Origin of the sequence: Paraburkholderia sp. CHISQ3, assembly GCF_030464945.1 — a bacterium.
GTDB classification, from domain to species: Bacteria; Pseudomonadota; Gammaproteobacteria; order Burkholderiales; family Burkholderiaceae; genus Paraburkholderia; species Paraburkholderia megapolitana.
This window is the reverse complement of sequence record NZ_JALPRG010000002.1, coordinates 731,479-757,844: the sequence shown is the minus strand read 5'-3', so window position 1 is coordinate 757,844 and position 26,366 is coordinate 731,479. Positions and strand designations below refer to the sequence as shown.

General features: G+C 63.2%; 24 protein-coding genes and 1 pseudogene. 14 read left to right on the top strand and 11 right to left on the bottom strand.

Going from position 1 to position 26,366, the window contains the following annotated elements:
• The first annotated feature begins 78 nt into the window (after positions 1-78).
• The 4 genes from sucD (at position 79) to M0D65_RS07120 (ending at position 4,527) form a co-directional block, all read left to right on the top strand.
• Positions 79-960 (top strand): succinate--CoA ligase subunit alpha, encoded by an 882-nt coding sequence (sucD, locus tag M0D65_RS07135; protein ID WP_266252018.1) that lies wholly within the window; start codon positions 79-81, stop codon positions 958-960.
• Between the two features lie 168 nt (positions 961-1,128).
• Positions 1,129-1,857, top strand: a complete 729-nt coding sequence (locus tag M0D65_RS07130) for a TerC family protein (protein ID WP_266252017.1) — start codon at positions 1,129-1,131, stop codon at positions 1,855-1,857.
• A 235-nt stretch (positions 1,858-2,092) separates the two neighbouring features.
• Positions 2,093-2,623 carry a pilin gene (locus tag M0D65_RS07125; RefSeq protein WP_308076591.1) on the top strand — a complete coding sequence of 177 codons (531 nt, stop codon included), beginning with the start codon at positions 2,093-2,095 and terminating at the stop codon, positions 2,621-2,623.
• 119 nt (positions 2,624-2,742) lie between these two features.
• A complete protein-coding gene (locus M0D65_RS07120; RefSeq protein ID WP_266252016.1) occupies positions 2,743-4,527 on the top strand; it encodes a PglL family O-oligosaccharyltransferase in 1,785 nt (594 codons plus the stop codon).
• Positions 4,528-4,588: 61 nt separating this feature from the next.
• Here M0D65_RS07120 and moaC (M0D65_RS07115) read toward each other — a convergent pair.
• The 3 genes and pseudogenes from moaC (M0D65_RS07115) to moaC (M0D65_RS07105) form a co-directional block, all read right to left on the bottom strand.
• Positions 4,589-4,684: pseudogene (gene moaC, locus M0D65_RS07115) on the bottom strand (cyclic pyranopterin monophosphate synthase MoaC); the annotation flags it as partial.
• Positions 4,685-4,861: 177 nt separating this feature from the next.
• Entirely contained in the window at positions 4,862-6,745 is a 1,884-nt protein-coding gene (locus tag M0D65_RS07110; RefSeq protein ID WP_266252015.1) for an ATP-dependent endonuclease, read from the bottom strand.
• Between the two features lie 681 nt (positions 6,746-7,426).
• Entirely contained in the window at positions 7,427-7,903 is a 477-nt protein-coding gene (gene moaC, locus M0D65_RS07105) for a cyclic pyranopterin monophosphate synthase MoaC (RefSeq protein WP_266252014.1), read from the bottom strand.
• 203 nt (positions 7,904-8,106) lie between these two features.
• Here moaC (M0D65_RS07105) and M0D65_RS07100 point away from each other — a divergent pair, with 203 nt between their 5' ends.
• The gene (locus M0D65_RS07100) at positions 8,107-9,852 is read left to right on the top strand and encodes a M48 family metalloprotease (protein WP_266252013.1); all 1,746 of its coding nucleotides are present in this window, start codon (positions 8,107-8,109) and stop codon (positions 9,850-9,852) included.
• An 85-nt stretch (positions 9,853-9,937) separates the two neighbouring features.
• On the opposite strand, the gene M0D65_RS07095 is transcribed toward M0D65_RS07100, so the two are convergent.
• The 6 genes from M0D65_RS07095 to M0D65_RS07070 all read right to left on the bottom strand — a co-directional run bounded on the left by M0D65_RS07095 (position 9,938) and on the right by M0D65_RS07070 (position 14,575).
• On the bottom strand, positions 9,938-10,534 hold the full coding sequence (locus M0D65_RS07095) for a DUF2946 family protein (protein WP_266252012.1): 597 nt from the start codon (positions 10,532-10,534) through the stop codon (positions 9,938-9,940).
• A complete protein-coding gene (locus M0D65_RS07090; protein WP_266252011.1) occupies positions 10,527-11,576 on the bottom strand; it encodes a hydrolase in 1,050 nt (349 codons plus the stop codon). The genes M0D65_RS07095 and M0D65_RS07090 overlap by 8 nt, the downstream gene beginning before the upstream one ends.
• A 35-nt stretch (positions 11,577-11,611) precedes the next feature.
• Complete coding sequence (locus M0D65_RS07085) at positions 11,612-12,058, bottom strand: nuclear transport factor 2 family protein (protein WP_091011128.1); 447 nt, start codon at positions 12,056-12,058, stop codon at positions 11,612-11,614.
• 130 nt (positions 12,059-12,188) lie between these two features.
• The gene (waaF, locus tag M0D65_RS07080) at positions 12,189-13,214 is read right to left on the bottom strand and encodes a lipopolysaccharide heptosyltransferase II (RefSeq protein WP_266252010.1); all 1,026 of its coding nucleotides are present in this window, start codon (positions 13,212-13,214) and stop codon (positions 12,189-12,191) included.
• 181 nt (positions 13,215-13,395) lie between these two features.
• Entirely contained in the window at positions 13,396-13,590 is a 195-nt protein-coding gene (locus tag M0D65_RS07075; RefSeq protein WP_091011130.1) for a zinc-finger domain-containing protein, read from the bottom strand.
• A gap of 61 nt (positions 13,591-13,651) precedes the next feature.
• Positions 13,652-14,575: a branched-chain amino acid transaminase gene (locus M0D65_RS07070; protein WP_266252009.1), complete on the bottom strand. Its 924-nt coding sequence runs from the start codon at positions 14,573-14,575 to the stop codon at positions 13,652-13,654.
• A gap of 332 nt (positions 14,576-14,907) precedes the next feature.
• Here M0D65_RS07070 and M0D65_RS07065 point away from each other — a divergent pair, with 332 nt between their 5' ends.
• The 9 genes from M0D65_RS07065 to M0D65_RS07025 all read left to right on the top strand — a co-directional run bounded on the left by M0D65_RS07065 (position 14,908) and on the right by M0D65_RS07025 (position 24,657).
• Complete coding sequence (locus tag M0D65_RS07065) at positions 14,908-15,654, top strand: AzlC family ABC transporter permease (protein WP_091011132.1); 747 nt, start codon at positions 14,908-14,910, stop codon at positions 15,652-15,654.
• Positions 15,655-15,659: 5 nt separating this feature from the next.
• Positions 15,660-15,983, top strand: a complete 324-nt coding sequence (locus tag M0D65_RS07060; RefSeq protein WP_266252044.1) for an AzlD domain-containing protein — start codon at positions 15,660-15,662, stop codon at positions 15,981-15,983.
• A gap of 279 nt (positions 15,984-16,262) precedes the next feature.
• On the top strand, positions 16,263-17,456 hold the full coding sequence (locus M0D65_RS07055; protein ID WP_266252008.1) for a phosphoglycerate kinase: 1,194 nt from the start codon (positions 16,263-16,265) through the stop codon (positions 17,454-17,456).
• Positions 17,457-17,784: 328 nt separating this feature from the next.
• Positions 17,785-19,221, top strand: coding sequence for a pyruvate kinase (gene pyk / locus M0D65_RS07050; protein WP_091011135.1), 1,437 nt, complete (start codon positions 17,785-17,787; stop codon positions 19,219-19,221).
• 363 nt (positions 19,222-19,584) lie between these two features.
• Positions 19,585-20,649 (top strand): class II fructose-bisphosphate aldolase, encoded by a 1,065-nt coding sequence (gene fba / locus M0D65_RS07045; RefSeq protein ID WP_091011136.1) that lies wholly within the window; start codon positions 19,585-19,587, stop codon positions 20,647-20,649.
• A gap of 182 nt (positions 20,650-20,831) precedes the next feature.
• Entirely contained in the window at positions 20,832-21,722 is an 891-nt protein-coding gene (locus M0D65_RS07040; RefSeq protein WP_096718014.1) for a phosphoribosylaminoimidazolesuccinocarboxamide synthase, read from the top strand.
• A 24-nt stretch (positions 21,723-21,746) separates the two neighbouring features.
• A complete protein-coding gene (purE, locus tag M0D65_RS07035) occupies positions 21,747-22,274 on the top strand; it encodes a 5-(carboxyamino)imidazole ribonucleotide mutase (RefSeq protein ID WP_091011138.1) in 528 nt (175 codons plus the stop codon).
• Positions 22,275-22,367: 93 nt separating this feature from the next.
• On the top strand, positions 22,368-23,597 hold the full coding sequence (locus tag M0D65_RS07030; protein WP_266252007.1) for a 5-(carboxyamino)imidazole ribonucleotide synthase: 1,230 nt from the start codon (positions 22,368-22,370) through the stop codon (positions 23,595-23,597).
• Between the two features lie 19 nt (positions 23,598-23,616).
• On the top strand, positions 23,617-24,657 hold the full coding sequence (locus M0D65_RS07025; RefSeq protein WP_266252006.1) for an L-threonylcarbamoyladenylate synthase: 1,041 nt from the start codon (positions 23,617-23,619) through the stop codon (positions 24,655-24,657).
• 110 nt (positions 24,658-24,767) lie between these two features.
• Here M0D65_RS07025 and M0D65_RS07020 read toward each other — a convergent pair whose 3' ends face one another.
• The gene (locus M0D65_RS07020) at positions 24,768-25,931 is read right to left on the bottom strand and encodes an SGNH/GDSL hydrolase family protein (RefSeq protein ID WP_266252005.1); all 1,164 of its coding nucleotides are present in this window, start codon (positions 25,929-25,931) and stop codon (positions 24,768-24,770) included.
• An 80-nt stretch (positions 25,932-26,011) separates the two neighbouring features.
• Positions 26,012-26,176, bottom strand: coding sequence for a hypothetical protein (locus M0D65_RS07015; RefSeq protein WP_266252004.1), 165 nt, complete (start codon positions 26,174-26,176; stop codon positions 26,012-26,014).
• Between the last annotated feature and the right edge of the window lie 190 nt (positions 26,177-26,366).

The following is a 26,366-nucleotide window of genomic DNA, read 5'->3' as shown; positions in this document are numbered from 1 at the left end:
ACGCGGCGCCGGCGAGCAGTTTCGCCGTGCCGCGCGCGACGCCAGCTGGCGCCGGGACAAACGAACAGAGGTCAATACATGTCGATTCTGATCAACAAAGACACCAAGGTCATCACGCAGGGCATTACCGGCAAGACCGGTCAGTTCCATACGCGTGCGTGCCGTGAATACGCAAACGGCCGCGAAGCCTACGTCGCGGGCGTGAACCCGAAGAAAGCCGGCGAAGACTTCGAAGGCATTCCGATCTACGCAAGCGTCAAGGAAGCGAAGGCCGAAACGGGCGCAACCGTCTCGGTCATCTACGTCCCGCCCGCAGGCGCGGCCGCCGCGATCTGGGAAGCCGTCGAGGCCGACCTCGATCTCGCTATCTGCATCACGGAAGGCATTCCTGTGCGCGACATGATCGAGCTCAAGGCCCGTATGCGTGCGGAAAACCGCAAGACGCTGCTGCTCGGACCGAACTGCCCGGGCACGATCACGCCGGACGAACTGAAAATCGGCATCATGCCGGGTCACATTCACCGCAAGGGCCGCATCGGCGTCGTGTCGCGTTCGGGCACGCTGACGTATGAAGCAGTCGGCCAACTGACCGCGATTGGCCTTGGCCAGTCGTCGGCAGTGGGGATCGGCGGCGATCCGATCAACGGTCTGAAGCACATCGACGTGATGAAGATGTTCAACGACGATCCGGAAACGGACGCGGTCATCATGATCGGCGAGATCGGCGGTCCGGACGAAGCGAATGCTGCGACCTGGATCAAGGACAACATGAAGAAGCCGGTGGTCGGCTTCATCGCCGGTGTCACGGCGCCTCCGGGCAAGCGCATGGGCCACGCCGGCGCGCTGATCTCGGGCGGTGCCGATACGGCCGAAGCGAAGCTGGAAATCATGGACGCCTGCGGGATCAAGGTCACGAAGAACCCATCGGAAATGGCGCGTCTGCTGAAGGCGATGCTCTAAATCGAAATAGGCCGGCGCGTTGTTCGCATCATTGGCGCACATGCCGGCGCATTTTTGATACTCTTACGAAACCCTTTCGTGAGAGCGAAGTCCTAAAGCGAGGGAGCGAGCAATTGCTCCCTCGCTTTTTTGTTGGCTTCGTCCGGCGCTTCCTTCTACTCTTCGTCCATGCTCGAATTCTTCGCGACGCTCCATTGGGGCGCAGTCATCCAGATCATCGTGATCGACATCCTGCTCGGTGGCGACAATGCTGTCGTCATCGCGCTAGCCTGCCGCAATCTGCCGGCGCAGCAACGTGCTCGCGGCATCCTGTGGGGCACCGTCGGGGCAATCGTGCTGCGGGTCGCGCTGATCGCATTCGCGGTCGTGCTGCTCGACGTGCCGCTGCTGAAATTCGCGGGCGGTGTGCTGCTGCTGTGGATCGGCGTGCGTCTGATGGCGCCGGCCGAAGACGCGCATGCCGGCGTCAAACCCGCCGACAAACTGGTCGCCGCGATCAAGACGATCATCGTCGCCGACGCGGTGATGAGCCTCGACAACGTGATCGCGATTGCCGGCGCGGCGGAGCAGGCGGACCCGGAACACCGCATCGCGCTCGTGATCTTCGGTCTGGTGGTGAGCATTCCGCTGATCGTCTGGGGTAGCCAGATCGTGCTGAAGCTGCTCGATCGTTTCCCGATTGTCGTGACGCTCGGTGCGGCGCTGCTTGGCTGGATTGCGGGCGGCCTGATCATCAACGATCCGGCCGGCGACCGCTGGCCTGCGCTCGATGCACCGGCAGCCATCTACGGGATGGAGATCGCGGGGGCGTTGTTCGTCGTGATCGTCGGTTATCTGCTGCGCCGGCGTAACGCGCGGCGCGCGGCCGGGCAGACGCCGCCCGGCACGCATTCCTGACGGCGAACGCTGACCGTTCGGCCAGCTAGGTAAGCGGCCGGCGGCTGGCTACGATCGAAGCGCCTGTTCCGATTCGCGGAGCAGGCGTTTTCGTTTCAGGAGCCCGCCGATGATCGTTCCCGTCCCCTCGTTGTTTCTTCCGTCGCGCTCTTTGCAAACCGGCGCCACCGAGCGTGGTCAATCACGCTTCGCACGACTCGTCCCGCATCTACCACCAGGGTGCGTCGCCCCAACGATCGCGAGATTCGCGCGTCCGATCGGCTTCACGTTGATCGAACTGATGATCGTGCTCGCGATCGTCGGCGTGATCGCGGCTTATGCGATTCCCGCGTATCAGGACTATCTGGCGCGCAGCCGGGTCGGCGAGGGCCTCGCGCTCGCGACCTCGGCGCGCCTCGCGGTCGCCGAGAACGCCGCTAGCGGCAATGCATTCGGTGCGGGTTACACGTCGCCACCCGCCACGCGCAATGTCCAGTCGCTACAGGTGGACGACGCCAGCGGTCAGATCACGATGACCTACACCGCCCGCATAGCGCCTGCCGGTTCGAATACGCTGGTGCTCGTGCCGTCGGTGCCGGACAACGCCGATACCCCGACCGGCCGCGTCGCCCTCACGCGAGGCACAGTGCAAGCCGGCGCGATGACCTGGGAGTGCTTCGCCGGAGGCAAGACCACGTCGTCTTTGTCGGCGCCGGGCTCAGGCCCCGCGCCCGCCGATGCCCCGACCTTGACGTCGAATCTCGCCCCACCCGAGTGCCGCGCATGACCGGGCCGCGCGTTCAATCGGTTAAATACGGGTAATTTGGGTCGATTTCAGCCGTCCGGCGCACAGCACGAGGATTTTTTTGTATATAGTGCGCCGGTTGCTGACGCCCCCGGTTACTCATGCCCACCCCATTCGCGCGCTCTCTTTCTCTCACTCTGCTGGCCGTTGCGTTGATCCTGCCTTACGCATGGGTCGGCCATACGTACCCGATTCCGACCTTCTACGCCGAGTTCGTCGCGTTGGTGCTGTACCTGCTGACTGGTGCGGCGGTGGCGATACTTGTCGTCACCGCGCGACCGCGCGTGAAGTTCGCGTCGCCGGTGGTCGCGCTCGTGCCGCTCGCGTTCGGGTTGCTGCTGGCCGCGCAGTCGGTGGTATTGCCGGTCGCGCAACCTTCGATGAACTGGCTCGGCGCCGGCTTTCTGCTCGCGGCGTTCATGGCGGTGCACGCGGGTTACGGCCTCGCGCGCGCGCAGATGTCCGAAGCCGCGCTGGAGGCGGCGGCGGGTGCGCTGATCGTCGGTGGGCTGTTCGCGGTGTTCTGCCAGGTGATCCAGTTGTTCCACCTCGAAGGGAAAGTGTCGCCGTTCGTCGTCGAGTACAGCATCCTCGTCGACCGGCGGCCGTTCGGCAACATGGCGCAGGCGAACCATCTGGCCACGTACATCTCGTTTGCGATGGCCGGTGCGTTGTTCCTCGTGCAGACGCGCAGGATGCCGGTCGTGATCTGGGCGCTGCTGTCGACGGTGTTCGCCGCGGGCCTCGCGTTCACCGTGTCGCGTGGACCGTGGTTGCAAATAGGGGTGATCGTCGTCGCCGGTTTCTGGATGGCGCTTGCGGAGTCTCGCCGCAACATGGGCCGCGAGCGCGGCGGTCGCGCGTGGTTGATTCCGATCGCGCTCGCCGTGCTGTTTATCGCGGTGAATGAAGCGGTCCGCTGGGCCAATGTGCATTACCACCTTGAACTCGCGCAGTCCGCCGCGGACCGCTTCAAGGACGCCAGCCAGATCGCGCCGCGTCTCGCGCTGTGGAAGTACGGCTGGACGATGTTCCACACGCATCCGTTGCTCGGTGTCGGTTGGGGCGAGTTTCCGCGCTATCAGTACGACCTCGTGAAGCAACTGGGTGCCGTCGAGATCGCCAACAACTCGCACGACATCTTCATCGACCTGCTCGCGAAAACCGGCCTGATCGGACTCGCGATCGTGCTGCTCGGACTGATCGCGTGGCTCGTGCGGGTGCTGCGTGCGCCGCATACGGCGGCGCGCGTATTCGGTATCGCGTTGATCGGCGTGCTGGTGATGCACGCGCTCGTCGAGTATCCGCAGCAGTACATGTTCTTCCTGCTGCCGGCGATGTTTATCTTCGGTCTGCTCGAAACGAGACCGCTGCGGCTCGTGCCGGGGCGCGCGTCGTTTGGTGTGTTCTACGTGATCGTGCTGGGCGGGATTGCGGCGCTGTATCCGGTGTATCGCGACTACACGCGCGCCGAAGTGCTGTACTACGGTTCGAAGCCGGCCGAGCAGTATCGTGCGAATCCGTCGTGGCTGTTCCGCGCGTGGGGCGAGTATGGGTATGCGACGCTGCTGCCGGTCAACGGGATGGACCTACGGTACAAGCTCGACATGCACAAGCAGGCGATTGCGTTGCTGCCCGGCGAAACGGTATTGCGTCGCTACGCGGTGCTACAGGCGCTGAGCGGCGACACCAATGGCGCATTCGATACCGTCGAGCGTCTGAAGATATTTGCCGGGGAGTTGCACGACTGGCCGTCGCAACTGGGCTACCTGTACGACCTGTGCGATCAGCAGAAGACGCTTGGGAGTTTCAAGGACGCGCTGGTGAAGAAGTACGGCACGCCGCCGAAAGACGTCAATGACGATGATGACGACAGCGATGATTGACTACGATTGAAATGAAGTAAGGCGCGTGCTGGCAGATCGGCACGCGCGCCGTGGGCTCCGCTCAGTCCGCGCTCCAGTCCCCCGATTTTCCTCCGCGCTTCTCCTGCACCTTCACATCGGTGATCGTCATCCCGCGATCGACCGCCTTGCACATGTCCGTCGAGATACGAAGGGAATTGATTCTAAAGAATTGGCCATCGTATTCGCGCTGCTTTTACCGGATTAGGTTGGTAGCGCTTGGGTCGGAATATCGCCGCCAAGAAAATATGGTGATGCTTGGTCGCGCGACCTTGCCTATTGATTGCTCGAAGCGGCAATTGTCCCCCGGTGCCCTCTAGACAGCAGCTTTTGCAATCGGCTCTGCTAGGCGCGATACCACGCCGTTGACGACGTCTTTGATGGCATTTTGTGTGCTCTCCTCCAATTGGGAAAATTGGATTTGTCCTTTTTCGACGGCCAACTTGAACTCCAGAGCCATAATCGGCTTCGAGCGTCCGGCACGCTTGAGATACTCGGTGTTCTTATTCGAAATGTCCGCAGTCTCGTCTCCTAGGACAAAGCGCCTAAAGTCATTACTCGAAAACACATCTTCGATGCCGTCGAATCCCTTCAATTTGAATACTGCCTTGTTCGCGGCGGCTTGGTCGCCTCCATACAAATCCTCGAGAAGTCCCTTGAACACACCTCGACCTTGGTTGTCATCATCAACAACAGTAATGAATTCCAAGCCCCAACCAAGGAATAGGTTAACTAATGCCGGTAATTTGTTTACTCCAGTCGATGCTAGGAAATGTGCAGTCTGCTTTTGATCTGTGAGCCTCCAAAACGCACGCATGTAGTAATATCCGCTAACCTCTTCAAGCAATACGTTGTGTCGTCGTTGTATCGTTTGTTGACTCGCCAAGTCTGTCCCCATGGCCGTTAATATCGGCGAAAGCGTATCGGTCGATGCCGCGCCGAGTCTGTGCGCATCGAGGATCGTTGTCGGACTGTCTTCTTCGTTACCAGTGCGTTGTACAGCGAGAATTCGATGAAGGTGCTCGTACTCGATCAAATGCGGACTGTGCGTCGAATAAACGATAGGAATCTCATGCCTGAGATCATTTACCAACCGAAGAACATCGGCTTGTGCCTTTGAATGCAGATTGGCGCCAGGCTCGTCTAGCAGAAAGAAGGCACTGTCGTACAATCGCTTGGCTGCTTTAAGTTGCAAAAAAAATGAGGCGAACCACCTTACACCCTGGCTACGCTGACTTGGATAAAGCCGTGTGTGACCATCACTGATCCAGAAGACGAGATATGGTTTACCCGCAACGGAGGATTCGTTAGGGAGGTTTTCGTGAAAATTAATCTCGCATTCAAGAGAAAGCTTTGTAGCTTTACCTATTGTTTGGCTCCAGAAGGAGTTGAACGCTGTTGTAAGTCGGGCGTTAGCTCGAATCATGGAGCTTTCTCGACTCCGGCGATCACTGGCGAGCATTTGCGGTAAATCGATGCCTGCCGCCCAGAGGTAATTCTGGGCTGCGCCAGCACCATTTCCAGTAGGGTTATGCCTTTCATCTAGCTCTATCTCGTTCGGCAAAATTCCTGACTGCTCCGAGAACAAGATGAAATGCGGAGCCGCGTCATATACCGCATTGCAAACGGACTCCATGCTGAAGGGTTCGATCGGGTTGCTCTGTGCCTCTAAACTGGGCAAAGGTTGAGGCGCCGACGCGGGTGTGAGCTCTGATGCTGACGCTGGCGGCGGTAATTGTGGTTCGACTATGGGTAGTTCGGTTATCGTCGTCTTGGGCGCAAGCTCGCTCAATGTTATTTCAAGCTCTTCACAATTCAACAGAGACATCGTGCAATAGAACGGTTTTTTTGTGTCTCGTTGGTTGTGCCAAGAGAAGATTACTGTTACCTCTCCATTAGTTTTTTCCCAGAAATCGTGGACCGTTTTAAGTTGAGGTGCAGACGGCCCCTCTAAGTGAGGCTCTATTTCTGCGAAAGTGCAAACTACGCGTAGTGATATCTCCGGCAATGGATCCCCAGCTCTTACATCGTCCGACGTGATGTTCTCGCGGGAGAATGTAGTCCCGAGGGCATCTAGAACCGAGGTTTTACCGCTTTCATTCTGACCTACGAAGACGGTTACTCCATCTCGTGAGAATGGGCACCAATTGGTATCAACGATCGACCGGAAATTTTTGATCCTGAATTGCGTTATTTTCATGGTCTCTCTCGGCCCGTGAGTCTGGGAACAAGTGGTGGCAATTGGTCTGCATTATGACCGACCTCCAGTGCTTTGGGTTGGCAAGTAGAAGGGGTGTACGCAGTCCTTTGATCTGAATTTCCGTGAGGCCCTAGAGCACTCGCCAGCTCCCACATACGCCTTCGTGTGCGTAGCCGGAATACGACGCGAGAGCATCGGATCTCTCCGCTGGACGCGGGTTAATGCCTCGTTGGCTTACACAGTTCGTCGGTTGCACTCTGACGTCGACTGAACGGTTGTCATCGAGAGAGAAGTAACCCAATCGCCGTTTCTGAGCTTGGCGATGGGACTCGATATCCCGTTTAACAAGCGACCCTAGGATGTCGCTATGCGTTGCGATTCAGCTACTGAACGGGGTTAGGTTAGCGCCTGCTCTGTTTCTACTTCCACCTTTAGTGCTGGCCGTTGCACATCCTTTCTACCGGAGCGTGCACACGGCCTCGTCTGACTCGGTGGGAGAGATACAGGCACGATCATGCGTGCGGATTGGCGCCATTGCTTTGACTCCGTCGGGACAAGATTGAGGCAGAGCGAGCCAAAACGTGATCCCGCAGTGCAGTCCAGCTAGCGATCAAGTAATGCACTAGCGCGATTCAAAAATCATCTCAGACAAGATAATTTCTTCCCGATCAATCGTTTGAATCACTCCACACTCCAATCCCCCGATTTCCCCCCACGCTTTTCCTGCACCTTCACATCGGTGATCGTCATCCCGCGATCGACCGCCTTGCACATGTCGTAGACCGTCAGCAGTCCCACCTGCACGGCGGTCAGCGCTTCCATCTCGACACCGGTACGACCGAACGTTTCCACCTGCACGGTGCAATGCACGCCCGGCAGCGCTTCGTCGAGCGCGAAGTCGACGGCAACGCGCGTCAGCGCGAGCGGATGACACAGCGGTATCAGATCCGCGGTGCGCTTCGCACCCTGGATCGCCGCGATTCGCGCGACGCCGATCACGTCGCCTTTCTTTGCGTGACCGTCGCGGATCAGCGCGAACGTGGCGGGCAGCATGCGGATCGAGCCGCGCGCGACGGCGATGCGTTTCGTTTCCTGCTTGCCGCCGACGTCCACCATATGCGCCTGTCCGGCTGCGTCGAAATGAGTGAGTTCGGGCATGGTCGGGCTCCTTCAGAGGGCGCCTATCATACAGCGACAGGCTGGGGTGCGACGCGACGATAGTAGGGAGGGCAAGTATCGCGAGTGTAGCCGGGCACCCACAAATCGACATGACGCGACGAGTACGCTCGCTACAATAACTGTAAGCCCGGCTCGCACGTCGCGTGCAGCCTCGTCTTCGACTCCGCCATTCCGAACCTGCAATGCGCCCGAAACGGTTTGTCGCTGCCTTGCTGTGCGTCACGCTACTGATGCCACCCGGCGTTTATACGGCGGCGCAACCGATCACACCGTCCGGCGATAGTCGCAGCCCGGGCGTTAGCACGACCGCCAGCACATCCGACAGCGGACCCCCACTCGAAATCGGCCCCCTCAACTCATACGTAGTCTCGATCGTCCCACCGTCGATCGCCGATGGCGTCTTCGGCACCTACGGCGGTGCCGAAAGCCGCTTCTCCGGCAAGCCCGGCCCCAACGTCGGCTGGCGCGCGCCGCTCGTCAGCCAGCAACTGCCCGACCTCGGCGACGGCTCGGGCGGCAAGCTCACACCGCAGGCCGAACGCAGACTCGGCGAGCGCGTGATGCGCGAAGTGCGGCGCGACCCTGCCTATCTCGACGACTGGCTCGTGCGCGATTATCTGAATTCGGTAGCAACCCGACTCGCGGCCGCAGCGAGCGCGCAGTACATCGGCGGCTATCGTCCCGACTTCGATCTGTTCGCGATGCGCGACCCGCAGATCAACGCGTTCTCGTTGCCCGGCGGCTTTATCGGCGTGAACACGGGGCTCATCGTGACGACGCAGACCGAATCCGAACTCGCGTCCGTGCTCGGACACGAGATGGGTCACGTGTTACAGCGGCATATCGCACGCATGATCGCGACCGGTGAGCGCAACGCCTACGCCGCGCTGGCGGCGATGTTGTTCGGCGTGCTCGCAGGCATCGTCGCGCGCAGCGGCGATCTGGGCAGTGCGATTGCGTTCGGCGGACAGGCGTACGCGGTGGACAGTCAATTGCGTTTCTCGCGTTCCGCGGAACACGAAGCCGATCGCGTCGGCTTCCAGTTGCTTGCCGGCGCCGGCTACGATCCGTACGGTATGCCGGCGTTCTTCGAGCGGCTCGATCGCGCGTCGATGGGCGATGCGGGTGTGCCGCCGTATGCGCGCACCCATCCGCTCACCGGCGAGCGCATCGCCGACATGGAAGATCGTGCGCGGCGCGCGCCGTACCGTCAGCCGCGTCAGTCGCCCGAGTACGGTTTTGTTCGCGCGCGCGTGCGGGTGCTGCAGCAGCGCTCGCGTAGCGACTACGCCGACGAGATGTCGCGACTACGCTCCGAGCTCGACGAGCGGACCGCGCTGAACGTCGCGGCGAACTGGTACGGCGTGGCGTATGCGCAGATGCTGCTCGAGCGTTACGACGACGCGGCGTCGTCGCTCGATACCGCGCGCAAGCACTTCGGCGATACCGAGGCGAGCGAAGGCAGCACCGTACGCAGTACGCCGAGCCTCGACATCCTCGCGGTCGATATCGCACGTCGCGCAGGCCGCAACGACGAAGCGATGCGGCTCGCGGAAAGCGCACAACGTCGCTGGCCGCAATCACACGCCGCCATCGACATGCGCCTGCAGACGCTGCTCACCGCGCGCCGTTTCGCGGATGCGCAGACGCTCGCGTTACAGGAGACGCGTGCCGATCCGCAGCAGCCCGCATGGTGGCGCTACCTCGCGCAAGCGAGCGCGGGTACCGGCGATGCGTTGCTGCAACATCGCGCGCTGGCGGAGAAATTCGCGCTGGAAGGGGCGTGGCCATCGGCGATCCGGCAACTGAAGGAAGCGCGCGACGACAAGACGGTGGGCTACTACGATCTGGCGACGATCGATGCGCGTCTGCACGACTTCGAGACGCGCTATAAGGAAGAGCGCCAGGATGAGAAGGACAGCGGATGAACCAGAGCGCGAGACGTCGCCTTGAATCTCTTTCGCCGCGAGAGCAGCGGGACTAGCGATAAAGCCAGCGGATAAGGCGCAATGGCTAGGCGCCGCTCCGAGCCCCTTGCGCCGCGAGAGCCGCCGGACTAGCAACAAAACCAAAGCGCCCCGCAACCTCCCCACGTTGCACCGATTGCAACGACAACATCGCATCGGCACGCCACGCAAAAACACCGCCGCTGCCGTCTTCGCTCAGCGTTGCATGCGCCGAGAACAGATCGAGATCGTGATCGTGCAGCACGGCGATGCGCGCAGGCGACGATGCGTCGGTGAACAGCACACTGCCTTCATCGTCGAGCCACGCGGCGGCAGGTTCGAATGCATTACCTGCCTGATCGGTGAGCACGAGCGGCCCCTCCGCACTGACGGCAAGCCGCACGACCCACGGCGTATAACCCAGCTCGACATACACGCGCTGCGGCCCGTTCTGGAAGAACCATTGCCCGAGCGCGTCGCATTCGTAATTGCGATTGATAAAGCCGAGCAGCGCGACATGACGGATCGGTTCGCCGGCCGCACCGCGCGCCTGCGCCGCTTCGTCGCGCATGCGCCAGTTGCCGCGTCGGTCGAGCAGCAGCCAGCCCGTGCAATGCGGCACGTTCGGCCATTTGACGAGCGCTTCGCGAACGATTTCATCCATGGCGATTAACCGGAGCAAACGGTGCGAGATAACCGAACACACGCTGCGACAGCCAGTCGATGCGACCAGGGAACGGTCCGGTCATGAAGCCGACGTGGCCGCCGTGATGCGGCTGGTCGAGTTCGACGGCCGCCGAGACTTCGTGCTGCGCAGGCAGCACCGCAGCCGGCAGGAACGGGTCATTGCGCGCGTTGAGCACAAGCGTCGGCACGGCGATGCCGGGCAACAGCGGGCGCGTGGTGGCACGGGTCCAGTAGTCTTCCGTGTTGCGAAAGCCGTGCAGCGGCGCAGTAACGATGTTGTCGTACTCGTACATGTTGCGGCTCGCGAGCATCGGTTCGCGCTCGAACAGACCAGGGTACTGCTCGAGCTTCTGCAGCGCCTTTTGCTTCAGCGTCGTCAGGAAGTTGCGCGTGTAGATCAGATTGAAGCCCTTCATTAGCGCGCGTCCGCCAGCATGCACATCGAGCGGCGCGGAAACAGCGGCGGCGGCCGTGATGAACGACGCGTCTTCCCTGCGTTCGCCGAGCCAGTGCAGCAGCACGTTGCCGCCCAGCGATACACCCGCGGCAAAGATCGGCCCGCGATGCGTAGCGCGCAGCCGGCGCAGCACCCAGTCGACTTCGTTGCTGTCCGCCAGATGATAGAAGCGCGGCAGCAGATTCAACGGCCCGCTGCAGCTGCGGAAGTGCGGCACGACGCCATGCCAGCCGCGTGCCTGCGCGGCATGCAGCAGCGCACGGGCGTAATGAGAACTGGAGCTGCCTTCAAGACCGTGGAACAACACGAAGAGCGGTGCATCCTCATCGGCACCGGCCGGGGCATCGGCCCAGTCCAGTTCGATGAAATCGCCGTCGGGAGTGTCCCAGCGTTCGCGCCGGTAAGTAACGGAGGGAGGCCGCCCGAACAGCGCGGGCACGATAGTTTGCACGTGGCGGTTCGGCAGCCAGAACGGCGCGCGATACTGCGTATCCGTCAGCGCGTTCTCCGCCGATATTTCGCGCGGGCTGGAGGAAGGAGAGTTGTCGTGCGTCGTGCTCATCGCCACATCCGAACCGTTACCTCGTGTCGATCGACTCAGTGCAGCGAGCCCTGGCCGTGACGCATCTTCGTGGCGAACTGGCTGGCTGTTTCGTTCGGCATGGTGCTCGCGTGAATGTGCGCGATGCGCCACTCGCCGCGTTCGTGAACCATCACGTAGGTGGTGAAGACCATCGCCGGGGTGGCGGTCTGGTCGGCGGGGCGATGCGCTTCCGCGATCGCGTAGACGACCGTGCCGAGGCTGTCGTACACGCGGATATCGAGCGGTTCGATCGACACCGGCGCTGCTTCGAGTTGCAGCGACAACCCCGCGCGAATGCTGTCGAGACCATGCAGATGCGAGCCGTCCGCGCAGATGCAGCTCACGAACTCCTCATCGATCCACAAGCCCATCAAGCTGTCGATATTGACCTCCGCGACCGCCTGGTAATAGGCGTTGAGGGTATCCGCAGCGGCTTCGAAGATGTGGGCAAAACGTGGCATGGCGGGTCGGTCTCTTGTGCGCGGCGCGCGGTTGCGTTCCAGTAGTCGGAGCAGTCTGCGGACTTCCGCGAGGATGCCCGTGCGGTAAGGCAAGGACATGATGCCGCGGGCGGACGCGGCAGCGGTCGGTTCAGCGTTGCGCGACGAGCATGCCGCGCAGATCGCCGAAAACCTGTTCGGCGCCCAGTTGCCGCAGACAGTTCAGATGCCCGAGCGGACACTCGCGCTGGAAACAGGGACTGCATTCGAGATGCAGCCATTGTACCTTCGCGAGGTCCGACAGGGGCGGCGTGTGGCGCGGGTCGGTTGAACCGTACACCGCGACCAGCGGCCGGCGCAGCGCGGCTGCCACGTGCATCAGCCCCGAGTCGTTGCTGACCACGGCGTTCGCGCGCGATATCAGCGCACAGGCTTCGCCGAGCGCGGTTTGTCCGCACAGGTTGCGCACATTCGACGCGCGATCGGCGATGGCCTGCGCAAGCGGCGCGTCTTTCGGCGAACCGAGCGCGACGATCTGCGTGTACGGAAACGACTGGCCGACCATCTGAGCGAGCGCCGCGAAATGTTCGGGCGGCCAGCGTTTCGCGGGACCGTATTCTGCGCCGGGACAGAACACGAGCAGCGGCACGCGCGTATCGAGGTTGAAGCGCGCCGACACACGCGCCGCTTCGTTCAGATCGGTCTCGAGGCGCGGCGCCGGCAGATCGCCCGCGACTTTCGCGCCCGGTGCGTAGGCGAGCGCCGCGTACTGATCGACCATCGGCGGGCGTTCGTCTTTGCGTGGATTCGCGTGACGCACGTTCAGCAGGCCGAGGCGATTCTCGCCGCTATAGCCGATGCGTAGCGGAATGCCGGCCAGCCACGGAATCAGCGCCGATTTCAGCGAATTCGGCAGCACGTAGGCAGCGTCGTAACCGACGTCGCGCAGATCGCTCGCGAGTTGCCAGCGGCGCCACAACTGCAGCTTGCCGTGCGCGAGATCGGTTGCGTAGACATCGCGGATCTCGGGCATGCGTTCGAGCACAGGCGCGACCCACGACGGCGCGACCGCGTCGATCGCGATACGCGGATGCAATTTCACGAGCCGCGCCAGCAGCGGCTGCGCCATCAATGCGTCACCGATCCAGTTCGGTGCGATAACCAGCGCGCGGCGCATCAGTGGGAGTGTCCGGTATAAAAAGGAAGCGCCGCGCGCAACGGCACGCGGCGTCCAGAGTGTGGCAAGAGAGAAGGCCGCGGCGACGGCGGGCGCTGCGTTGTGAGTCCACGCATCTGACGGATGCGCAGCAACGCCTGCGCCGCGGCTGCGGTCGCGGCCTGACGGGTGCGCGCGATGCTCAGTGGCCCTTGACCACTTCGCCGGCACGCAACGTGTAGCGCGTCCCGCAGTACGGGCAGCGCGCTTCGCCGTGGGTCACGTCGATAAAGACGCGCGGATGGGTGCTCCAGCGCGGCATCGACGGGTTCGGGCAATAGGCGGGCAGGTCTTTTGCCGACAGTTCGACCAGCGGCATTTCCTTGATTTCGCTCATGAGGACTTTCTCTTTTTAGGCGGCGCGGCGTGCATGGATGTCGAGGCCGCGCGCGCAAGGTTCAGATCTTTGCCAGCCAGTGTGCGTACTTCGGGTTCTTGCCCGCGACGATCTCGAAGAACGCGGCTTGCAGCTTTTCGGTGATCGGGCCACGTGCGCCGTTGCCGATCGTGCGGTTATCGAGCTCGCGGATCGGCGTGACTTCGGCGGCAGTGCCGGTGAAGAACGCTTCGTCGCAGGTGTAGACCTCGTCGCGCGTGATGCGTTTTTCGATCACCTGGATGCCGGCGTCGCGCGCGAGCGTGATGATCGTGTCGCGCGTGATGCCGTCGAGGCACGACGCCAGGTCGGGCGTGTAGAGCTTGCCGTTGTTCACGAGGAAGAAGTTTTCGCCGGAGCCTTCCGACACATAGCCGTCGACGTCGAGCAGCAGCGCTTCGTCGTAACCGTCGGTGACGGCTTCCTGGTTGGCGAGGATCGAGTTCACATACCAGCCCGACGCTTTCGCCCGGACCATCGACACATTCACGTGATGGCGCGTGAACGACGAGGTCTTCACGCGGATGCCCTTGTTCAGGCCGTCTTCACCGAGGTAGGCGCCCCACGGCCACGCGGCGATTGCGACGTGGATCGTGTTGCCCTTGGCCGACACGCCGAGTTTTTCGGAGCCGATCCAGATGAGCGGACGGATGTAGCCCTTCTCGAGCTTGTTCTCGCGCACGACTTCGCGCTGCGCGGCGGCGAGCGTTTCGTGGTCGAACGGGACGTCCATCTGGAAGATCTTCGCCGAGTTGAGCAGCCGCTTGGTGTGTTCCTGGAGACGGAAAATCGCGGTGCTGCCGTCGGCCGCCTGATAGGCGCGTACGCCTTCGAAGACGCCCATGCCGTAATGCAGCGTGTGGGTGAGCACGTGGATTTTGGCATCGCGCCAGTCGATGAGCTTGCCATCCATCCAGATCTTGCCGTCGCGGTCGGCCATTGACATACGATTCTCCAGGCGGTGCGGTTACTGTGTGACCGGGCTACCCCGGTGCGGGCTACCCCGGCGTTGCCGCGCATGCGTCCGGATCTCGAGAAGCGGTGCGTCGATCCGGCGGACGAGCCGGGAACGCGGTGCGAGAGGCCGTCGCGAAGATCCGGCAGGCGGCGAAGAGCGCCATTTTAGCGTCTTTTGCATGCGTAACGGGCATTCAGACAGCTTTCAAACGCTATAATCCAGCCCGCATATCATACAAATCCGGATGCGCCAGCGGGTGTTCGACGAACTGGCGGCCACTTCCTGTCGCTCCCGTGCATCCTCGCCGGGACGTTGCTCCGATGCTCGCTCGCCTGTCCGCTCAAGACCGCCACGCCTTTCGCCAGGGCCTGAGCGACTATTCCCCGACGTTGATGGCGATCCTCTCGTGGGGGCTGGTCACCGGTATTGCGATGAGCAAATCCGTGCTGACCACACCGCAGGCACTCGGCATGTCGGTGCTGGTCTACGCGGGGTCGTCGCAACTCGCGGTGCTGCCGCTTTTTGCCGCCCATCTGCCGGTCTGGACGATCCTGCTCACCGCCGCGATGGTGAATACGCGTTTCGTGATCTTCAGCGCCGGTCTCGCGCCGCATTTCTCGTACTTGCCGTTGTGGCGGCGCCTTCTGATCGGCTATTTCAACGGCGATGTGATCTATCTGCTGTTCCAGAAGCAGCGCTTCGCGCCCGGCCGCGTGCCCGGCAAGGAAGCGTATTTCTGGGGGATGTCGCTCGCGAGCTGGCTGTCGTGGCAGGTGTCGTCGATTGCGGGCATCCTGCTCGCCAGCCTTATTCCGGATAACTGGGGCCTGGCGCTTGCCGGCACGCTCGCACTGATTCCGATCATGGTTTCGGCCATTGCGACGCGCTCGACGCTGGTGGCGGTCAGTATCGCCGGCGTGGTCGCGCTGCTCGCCTTCGAACTGCCGTACCGGCTTGCCCTGCCGATCGCCGTGCTGACCGCGATCGCCGCCGGCAGCATCACCGACCTGCTTGTCGAGCGCGCCGACCTGCGCCGCATCCGCCGGCGTACCGGAGATTCCCAGTGACCCCAATGTCCACCACGCAGATCTGGCTCGCCATTCTCGGCATGACGCTCGTGACCGCGGTCACGCGTGCACTGTTTCTGATCGGCGGCGAGCGGACGGTACTGCCGGAACGCGTGCAGCGGATGCTGCGCTACGCGCCCGCCGCGGCGCTTGTCGCCGTCGTACTACCGGATGTTCTGGTCACGCCCGACGGGCTGTCGTTTGGGCTCTCCAACCATGAGTTCTACGCAAGCGTCGCCGGACTCGGCTGGTATTTGTGGCGGCGTAGTATGGTCAGCACGATTGTGGTCGGAATGGTCGTGTTCACGATTCTGCGGTTTGTCGTCTAGGTGCCCGACTAAGGGCACACGGCGCATGCTGCGCTGCGGCATCGATAGTGCGCAACCCAGATACAGGACATTCGCGCCGACACGGGTTAGAACGCCATGGGTATCGGTTAAAATGGCGGTCCTCCGGATTGCTGCGCGACGCGCCGGCCAACAGGCCGCCGCGGGTTCGTTTCAAACGGACGCGAACCTGCCCGACGTGCGTACCCATCGCACGGTCGGATGCGCAGGCCGCAAGCATCGTCCACAACCGCCTTCCACCCAACCCGCATACACACGCCCATGAACCAGGTATTGCGTCTCACCGATCTGATCGCCGCCGGCAAGCTGTCCGGCAAACGCGTGTTTATCCGTGCCGACCTGAACGTGCCGCAGGACGACCAGGGCAACATCACCGAAGACACCCGCATCCGCGCCTCGGTGCCGGCCATTCAGGACGCGCTCGATGCGGGCGCCGCCGTGATGGTCACGTCGCACCTGGGCCGCCCGACGGAAGGCGAGTTCAAGCCCGAAGATTCGCTCGCGCCGGTCGCAAAGCGTCTCGCTGAGCTGCTGGGCCGCGACGTGCCGCTTATCGCGAACTGGGTCGAGAACGGCGTGCAGGTCGCGCCGGGTCAGGTCGTGCTGCTCGAAAACTGTCGCGTGAACAAAGGCGAAAAGAAGAACTCCGACGAACTCGCGCAGAAAATGGCCAAGCTCTGCGACATCTACGTGAATGACGCGTTCGGCACCGCGCACCGCGCGGAAGCGACGACGCACGGCATCGCGAAGTACGCGCCGGTTGCGTGCGCCGGCCCGCTGCTCGCCGCCGAACTCGACGCGCTCGGCAAGGCGCTCGGTGCGCCGAAGCGGCCGCTGGTGGCGATCGTCGCCGGCTCGAAGGTGTCGACCAAGCTGACCATTCTGAAATCGCTGGCGGAGAAGGTCGATCAGTTGATTGTCGGTGGTGGGATTGCGAACACGTTCATGCTGGCGGCCGGTCTGAAGATCGGTAAGTCGCTGGCGGAAGCCGATCTCGTCGAAGACGCGAAGGCGATCATCGAGCAGGCGAAGGCGCGCGGTGCATCGGTGCCGATTCCGACCGACGTCGTCACTGCGAAAGAATTCTCCGCGACTGCGAAGGCCGAGATCAAGGCCGTTGCCGACGTGCAGGACGACGACCTGATCCTCGACATCGGTCCGGATACGGCGAAGACGCTGGCTGCGCAACTTGGGACGGCCGGCACGATCGTCTGGAACGGTCCGGTCGGCGTGTTCGAGTTCGACCAGTTTAGTCACGGTACGAAGACACTGGCCGAGGCGATCGCGAACTCATCGGCGTTTTCGATCGCGGGCGGCGGCGATACGCTCGCTGCAATCGCGAAGTACGGCATCCACGACAAGATCAGCTATATCTCCACCGGCGGCGGCGCGTTCCTCGAATTCCTCGAGGGCAAGAAGCTGCCGGCGGTCGAAGTGCTCGAATCGCGGGCTTGACGTGAGCGCACGCGCTCCAGCAAAACCGGCGAAGGCCCGGTCCGCGGCGGCACGCGGGGCTTCTGCAACGGAGCGCACGGCGCGCTCCGCGAGCGGCGGCCCATCACGCCGTACCGCACCGGCCGGCGCCGCGCCGCAGGTCACGGCACCGGCGGCTTCGGACGCCCAGGCGGCGACCGCGGCGCTAGCCGCGCAGGCCATCCACGAAGTTTCGTCTTCATCCGCTGCGCCGGTCCCCACCGGCGCCCCGGCAGCATCCGTCGGCGCGCAGCCCCCGCATCCGACTCCCAGCGCTCATACCAGCGAATCCATTCAAACGAGGAGACTCATGCATCGCGCCACCAAGATTGTCGCCACCATCGGCCCGGCTTCCAGCACGCCCGAGATCCTGCAACAAATGATCGACGCCGGCCTCGACGTGGTGCGGCTCAACTTCTCTCACGGCACCGCCGACGATCACCGCCAGCGCGCCGAATTCGTCCGCGAAGCGGCCCGCCTCGCCGGTCGCGAAGTCGGCATCATGGCGGACCTGCAAGGCCCGAAAATCCGCGTCGGCAAGTTCGAGAACGGCAAGATCACGCTCGTGCCGGGCAATGCGTTCATCCTCGACAGCGATTGCGAACTCGGCAACGACGAACGCGTCGGCCTCGACTACAAGGATCTGCCGCGCGACCTGAAAACCGGCGACATCCTGCTGCTGAACGACGGCCTGATCGTGCTGAACGTCACACGGGTGATCGGCAACGAGATCCACACAACAGTGAAGATCGGCGGCGAGCTGTCGAACAACAAGGGTATCAATCGTCAGGGCGGCGGTCTGACCGCGCCGGCGCTGACCGCGAAGGACATGGAAGACATTCGCACGGCGATGTCGCTCGGCGCGGACTTCGTCGCAGTGTCGTTCCCGAAGAACGCTACCGACATGGAAATGGCGCGCCAGCTCGCCAACATTGCCGGCGCACCGTACGGCATCAAGCCGAAGATGATCGCGAAGATCGAGCGGGCCGAAGCGATTCCGGCGCTGCAGGGCATTCTCGATGCGTCGGACGGCATCATGGTCGCGCGTGGCGATCTCGCCGTCGAAGTGGGCAATGCTGCCGTCCCCGCGTTGCAGAAGCGCATGATCCGCATGGCGCGCGAATCGAACAAGTTCGTGATCACCGCGACGCAGATGATGGAGTCGATGATCTACGCGCCGGTGCCGACGCGCGCCGAAGTGTCGGACGTGGCGAACGCGGTGCTCGACGGGACCGATGCGGTGATGTTGTCGGCGGAATCGGCGGCGGGCAAGTACCCGGTGCAAACCATCGAAACGATGGCCGCGATCTGCCTCGAAGCTGAGAAGTCCGAACACGTCGAGCTCGACAAGGATTTCCTCGACCGCACTTTCACGCGGATCGACCAGTCGATCGCGATGGGCGCGCTGTTCACCGCGTACCACCTCGGCACGAAGGCGATCGTCGCGCTGACCGAATCGGGTTCGACCGCGCTGTGGATGTCGCGTCACTGGACCCAGGTGCCGATCTTTGCGCTGACCTCGCGTATCGGCAGCGAGCGCGCGATGCAGATCTATCGCAACGTGCGGCCGCTGCATCTGGACAGCAGCAGCGATCGCGATATCGCGCTTCAGCAGGCGCTCGAAGTGGTGGTCAGCAAGGGCTATGCCGCTCGCGGCGACATGGTCGTGCTGACGGTCGGCGAGCCGATGGGGCAGGCCGGCGGGACTAACACGCTGAAGATCGTGCGTGTCGGCGAGCCGTATTGAACGGTACCGCGTGATGAGCGCCGCGTAAGCGACGCTGCATGACCGGCGTACGTATGCGGTATTGCATGACCACGTAACGCAAGCGGCGCTGCACGAGCAGCGCTGCTTGAGCGGCACTGTATGAACGGTGCAGCATGAATGACGTGACATAAACGGCGTTACAAGCGGCACGACATAAGCCGCGTTACGCCGACGATCGGCACCACCTGAAGCGCGCTGACGAGAGGCGTGCGCAAGCGGTTTCGCGCAAGACGCAACACACGCGAGCCCCTCTACGCCCCAGCGCGCAACAGGCATCGCGATAACCTCGCGCAATGAGATGCCGACGACACAGGATTCGTTTTAAATCAAAGGAGTATCGCAATGCCTCTCGTGTCAATGCGTCAATTGCTGGACCACGCCGCCGAACACGGCTACGGCCTGCCGGCATTCAATGTGAACAACCTGGAGCAGGTGCAGGCCATCATGGCCGCCGCCGACCAGGTGAACGCGCCGGTGATCATGCAGGCCTCGGCGGGTGCGCGCAAATATGCGGGAGAGCCGTTCCTGCGGCACCTGATCGAAGCAGCCGTCGAGTCCTACCCGCACATTCCGGTCGTGATGCATCAGGATCACGGGCAGTCGCCGGCGGTGTGCATGGCGGCGATCCGCAGCGGCTTCACGAGCGTGATGATGGACGGCTCGCTCGAAGCGGATGGCAAGACGGTGGCTTCGTACGACTACAACGTCGACGTGTCGCGCAAGGTGGTCGAAGCGGCGCACTCGATCGGCGTGACAGTCGAAGCAGAACTCGGCGTGCTCGGTTCTCTGGAAACGATGAAGGGCGACAAGGAAGACGGCCACGGCGCAGAAGGCACGATGACGCGCGAGCAGCTGCTCACCGACGTCGAACAGGCCGCCGACTTCGTCAAACAAACGCAGTGCGACGCGCTCGCCATCGCGATCGGTACGTCGCACGGCGCGTACAAGTTCTCGAAGAAGCCCACCGGCGACATCCTGTCGATCTCGCGCATCAAGGAAATTCACGCGCGCATTCCGAACACGCATCTTGTGATGCACGGCTCGTCGTCGGTGCCGCAGGAACTGCTCGCGGAAATCCGCGAATTCGGCGGCGACATGAAGGAAACCTACGGCGTGCCGGTCGAAGAGATTCAGGAAGGCATCAAGTACGGCGTGCGCAAGATCAACATCGATACCGACCTGCGTCTGGCGATCACCGGTGCGATCCGTCGTTACATGGCGCAGAACGCAGGGAAGTTCGATCCGCGCGACTATCTGAAGCCCGCGCGCGACGCGGCGAAGAAGGTATGTGTCGACCGTTATCTGGCGTTTGGCTGCGAAGGGCAGGCGGGCAAGATCAAGCCGCTGTCGCTCGACCGGATCGCCGAAAAGTACAAGGCCGGCGAGCTCTCACAGGTCGTCCGTTAAAATACTGCCTTTGCCGACCCGGCCGCGGTTAAGCGAACGGCTGGGTCGTCTGGCGGTTGCCTGCGCATCGCCGTTCCCGCATGATCATGGGGAACGGCGTTTAGCTTTTGATTTTCCATAGGTTTTTGCGGTTTTTTACCGATTTGTCCCGTCCCGGACCCCACTTTTAGCGAATCACGACGATGTCCACCCTCTACGAATCCACGCTCCGCTCGCTGCCGCTGCTCGGCCGCGGCAAGGTCCGCGATAACTACGCGGTAGGCAACGACCGCCTGCTGATCGTCACCACCGACCGCCTGTCGGCGTTCGACGTGATCATGGGCGAGCCGATTCCGGGCAAAGGCCGTGTGTTGAACCAGATGGCCGATTTCTGGTTCGAGCGCCTGAAGGACATCGTGCCGAATCACCTGACCGGCGTCGCGCCGGAATCGGTGGTCGCAGCCGACGAAGCGGAGCAGGTGAAGGGGCGCGCGGTGGTCGTCAAGCGTCTCGAGCCGATTCTTGTGGAAGCGGTGGTGCGCGGTTATCTGGCTGGCAGCGGCTGGAAGGACTATCAGGCGACGGGTTCGGTGTGCGGCGTGCAGTTGCCGCCCGGCCTGCAGAACGCGCAGAAGCTGCCCGAGCCGATCTTCACGCCGGCCGCGAAGGCCGAGATGGGCCACCACGACGAGAACATCACCTACGACGAGATGGAGCGCCGCATCGGCACTGAACTGTCGGCGACGATCCGCGACATCTCGATCAAGCTGTACCAGGCCGCCGCCGATTACGCGGCAACCCGCGGCATCATCATCGCGGATACGAAGTTCGAATTCGGTCTCGACAATCACGGCAAGCTGTACCTGATGGACGAAGCGCTGACCGCCGATTCCTCGCGTTTCTGGCCCGCCGACCAGTACCAGGTGGGCACCAACCCGCCGTCGTTCGACAAGCAGTTTGTCCGCGACTGGCTCGAAACCCAGCCGTGGAAAAAAGAGCCGCCGGCGCCGAAGCTGCCCGACGACGTGGTCACGAAGACGAGCGAGAAGTATCAGGAAGCGCTCGAACGGCTGACCGGCCAGAAGCTCGCGTAACCCGCGCACACGGAAGCCAGTACGATGAGTGAAGTCCAGACCGTCCCGACTGCCCATACGCACGATGCGCCGCTTGTCGGCGTGCTGATGGGTTCCAGTTCCGACTGGGACACCATGAAGCATGCCGTGGCGATCCTGCAGGAATTCGGCGTGCCCTATGAAGCGCAGGTCGTCTCCGCGCACCGCATGCCCGACGAGATGTTCGCGTACGCGGAGCGTGCGCGCGAGCGCGGATTGCGCGCGATCATCGCCGGTGCGGGCGGCGCGGCGCATCTGCCGGGTATGCTCGCCGCGAAGACCACGGTGCCGGTGCTTGGCGTGCCGGTCGCCAGCAAGTATCTGAAGGGTGTCGATTCGTTGCATTCGATCGTGCAGATGCCGAAGGGCGTGCCGGTCGCGACGTTCGCCATCGGCGAAGCCGGCGCGGCTAATGCGGCGCTGTTCGCGGTGTCGATCCTGAGCGGCACGTCGACCGATTACGCGGACAAGCTCGCTGCGTTCCGCGTGCGTCAGAACCAGGCCGCCCACGCGATGGTGCTGCCCGCGCTGTAAGCGCAAACGGGTTTTCAGCCCGAACCTGTGACCCCGGTTGACGGCGCGTGCGCGCATCGGCAGCCGGGGTTCACCATTGAGCCGACCACTGAGATGAACCCAGACAACACCCCGGTTTCACCGATTCTGCCCGGCGCATGGCTTGGCATGGTCGGTGGCGGCCAGCTCGGCCGCATGTTCTGTTTTGCCGCCCAGGCGATGGGCTATCGCGTCGCCGTGCTCGATCCCGATGAGGCGAGCCCGGCGGGCGCCGTCGCGGATCGACATCTGCGTGCCGCCTACGACGACGAAGCGGCGTTGACCGAACTCGCGCGGTTGTGCGCGGCGGTATCGACGGAATTCGAGAATGTGCCGGCCGCGAGCCTCGACTTTCTTGCTCGGACGACTTTCGTGAGTCCGGCTGGCCGCTGCGTCGCGGTCGCGCAGGACCGCATCGCGGAGAAGCGCTTTATCGCTTCGTCGGGCGTGACGGTGGCGCCGCACGTGGTGATCGAATCGTCGGATGCGCTGGCTGCGCTCAACGATGCAGCGCTCGAAGCGGTGCTGCCTGGCATCCTGAAGACTGCGCGGCTCGGCTACGACGGCAAGGGCCAGGTGCGCGTGCGCAATGCCGAGGAAGTGCGCGAGGCACACGCATCGCTGGGTGGCGTGGCCTGCGTGCTCGAAAAGCGGTTGCCGCTTAAGTTCGAAGTGTCGGCGTTGATCGCGCGTGGCGCGACCGGCACGACCGCAGTGTATCCGTTGGCGCAGAACACGCATCGCGATGGCGTGCTCTCGCATACGATCGTACCGGCGCCCGACGCGAGCGCGACGCTCGTCGCCCAGGCGCAGCAGGCGGCGCTGCAGATTGCCGCGAAGCTTGGTTATGTCGGCGTGCTGTGCGTCGAGTTTTTTATTCTCGAAGACGGCTCGCTGGTCGCCAACGAAATGGCGCCGCGCCCGCACAATTCCGGCCACTACACCGTCGATGCCTGCGCGACCAGCCAGTTCGAGCAGCAGGTGCGCGCGATGACCGGTATGCCGCTCGGCGACACGCGCCAGCACTCGCCGGCGGTGATGCTGAACATCCTCGGCGACATCTGGTTTCCCGACGACGCGAATCACGTGAAAGGTGCGCAGGGCAACGCGCCGCTCGGTGCGCCCGTTACGCCGCCGTGGCATGAAGTGGCAGCGATGCCCGCTGCGCGTTTGCATCTGTACGGCAAGGAGGAAGCGCGTCCGGGCCGCAAGATGGGCCACGTGAATTTCACCGCGTCGACGCTCGACGAAGCCCGCACGGCTGCACGCGATTGCGCGCGGCTGCTGCATATCGCCGTCGGCTGACGCAGGGTTTATCGCTGCCATGCCCGATCAGACACCCGCAGGTTTCCCCGCAGCCGCTGTGAACGCGGCCGATATCGAGCGCGCGGCGGCCTTGCTCGATGAGGGCGAACTCGTCGCGTTTCCCACCGAGACCGTGTACGGGCTCGGTGGCGATGCCGAGAGCGCGGAGGCGGTGGCGCGCATCTACGCGGCGAAGGGGCGGCCGGCGAATCATCCGGTGATCGTGCATCTGCCGCCGCAGGGCGACCCGGCGTATTGGGTCAAGGACTTACCGCCGGATGCGCAGAAGCTGATCGATGCGTTCTGGCCGGGGCCGCTCACGCTGATTCTCAAGCGCGCGGCGCACATTCCGCCGGCGGTCAGCGGCGGTCAGGATTCGGTCGGCTTGCGCTGCCCGTCGCATCCGGTTGCGCAGGCGTTGCTTGCTGCGTTCGCGGCGCTCAGGGGCGGTTACGGCGGAGTGGCCGCGCCTTCCGCGAACCGCTTCGGTCATGTGAGCCCGACGACCGCGCAGCATGTGTGCGAAGAATTCGGCAGCGCGATTCATGTGCTCGATGGCGGGCCGTCGGATGTCGGTATCGAGTCGACGATCGTCGATCTTTCGCGTGGTTTTCCGGCGCTGTTGCGACCGGGACGCGTGACGCCGCAGGATATCGCCGACGTGCTCGGCGAGGCGCCGCGTCTGCCGGATGGGTCGGACGCCACTGCACCGCGCGCATCGGGCACGCTGAAGGCGCACTACGCGCCGCGCACTCCGCTCGCGCTGCTGCCGTTCGAGGCGCTCGAGCCGCTGCTCCTCGCACGCGATACCAACGAGCGGATCGCCCTGGTGGCGCGCGCATCGCGCGCGGGAGCGTGGGCCAGTGCTACGGGCGTGCACTTCATCGCCGCACCCGAAGATCCGCACGTCTACGCACGCGAGCTATACGGTTTGTTGCGCGCGCTCGATCGCGCGAATGTGACGCGCATCCTGATCGAGAAGCTGCCGGATACGATTGAATGGATCGCGGTGAATGACCGGTTGGGGCGGGCGGCGGCGGCGTTTGAAGCGTTGCCGTAGCGCTGCTTCACAGCAACACGGCTAACCTGACGCGCAAGAAAAAGCCCGGCTAAACCAACCGGGCTTTTTCAATTCAGCCGCGCAACCTGACGCTACGCGGCTGCACTACATCACTTGCCAATACCCGCCGCAGCAATCTGCTTTTCAACCTGTTGCGCGAACAGCGCATGCAGATGGGTAGTCGGATGCACCGTATCGGCGAACATATAAGTCTGATCCGCACCGGCAACCGTATACGTATCCGGCGAGCAGAACAGCGACGATGCAAACGCCGACGGATTCGGCATACCGTGCTGCGCCGCGGCCGCAGCCATCGCGGTCAGGTTACAGGCCGTACCCGTATTCGATACGGTGAAGCCGTTCGACTGGTAGTTCGCCATGACGCCGTCCTGCCACTGATCGGCCTGCACGTAGATCACCTTGCTCGCGAGACCCGCTGCGTTCAGCGTCCCGATCAGCGTCTGGTTGAACGCCGTCACGAGACCGGCAAACAGCTGCTGACCCGACGCGCCACCTGACAGACCTTGCGGCGTCTGCGCGATATCCGGGATGTTCGACACGACGACCTTCGTCGCGCCATTCGCGAGGATCGGTGCAATCACGTTCTGCACGAGCTGCGTCGCGGCGAGCCCGATGGCCTGCACGGCTGCATTGACCGCCTGGGTCTGCGCGGTAGCCGGATCGGCGCCGGCTGCGACCGCTGCGGCAATCGTCGCCTGAACGACGCCGGCCTGATAGAAGATGTCGTTGGCACCGCCGTTCACGAGCACGAGCTGGTTCGCGTTGAAGTTGGTGTGCGCGGACAGGTAGTTCTGCAACTGCGTGACGATCGGTACGGTCGTTGCCTGCGCGTACGACGGCTGCGAGGCCGGCGCGTGGCCGATGCCGTTCGGGTCCGTCACGCGCGAGCCGCCCTGGCCGTAGCCGAGACCCGTCGATGCCTGCAACGGTTGCCCAAAGCCACCGAGATAGGCCGGTGTCAACGTGCCGCCGTAGTATTCGGCGACCTTTTGTGTCCAGATTTCACCGGGGTTCGTGGTGAAGCGGCCGCCGCCGAAATTCGCGGTGACAACCGGCGAATACGTGCCGACGTCCGACAGGCTGTCGCCGAACGATACGACCTGCAGCTTCACGCCGCCGGCCGGGGTGCTGCCGCTCGAGTTGCTGTTATCGTCGCTGCCCCCGCAGGCGGCGATCAGGGCGAACGCCGCGCCTGCGATGCCGATCTGGGCGACGCGCGTCAGGCTCCGGTAGTGTGGTTCCCTGTATTTCATGTTCACTTCATCTCCTCGTTTGTGTGGCCATTGCCATGTGATGCAGGCAGCGTCCGCCGCTCTGACGGCGTGACGACAGCTTACAGAATATTTTGTGGATTGCGCGGCGTTTGAAACGCACCTCTAACGCAGATGCGAAAGCGTGCGTAGATGGTGGTGTAAAGCGGAATGAGGAAGAACCAGGCGATCTTGTCCGCGCCCTGGTGCGCCATCGCGAGCAAAGGCAATTCGGCGTCGAATCGCATGGGCGTCCCCCTCCGTGGTCTCGAGCTGCCGCAGCGAATGGGCAGACGTTGTCGTTTTCGTTCGACTGGTGCCGCGCAGCTGAATTGTGGCGCGGCAGCGCATGGGTAGCGGGCGTTTCATACCGCCCCGTCGAACACTGCCCGACAGCGTACACGCTCCGCCGCGTTGCGGCGCGGGGCTTCGCTAGAA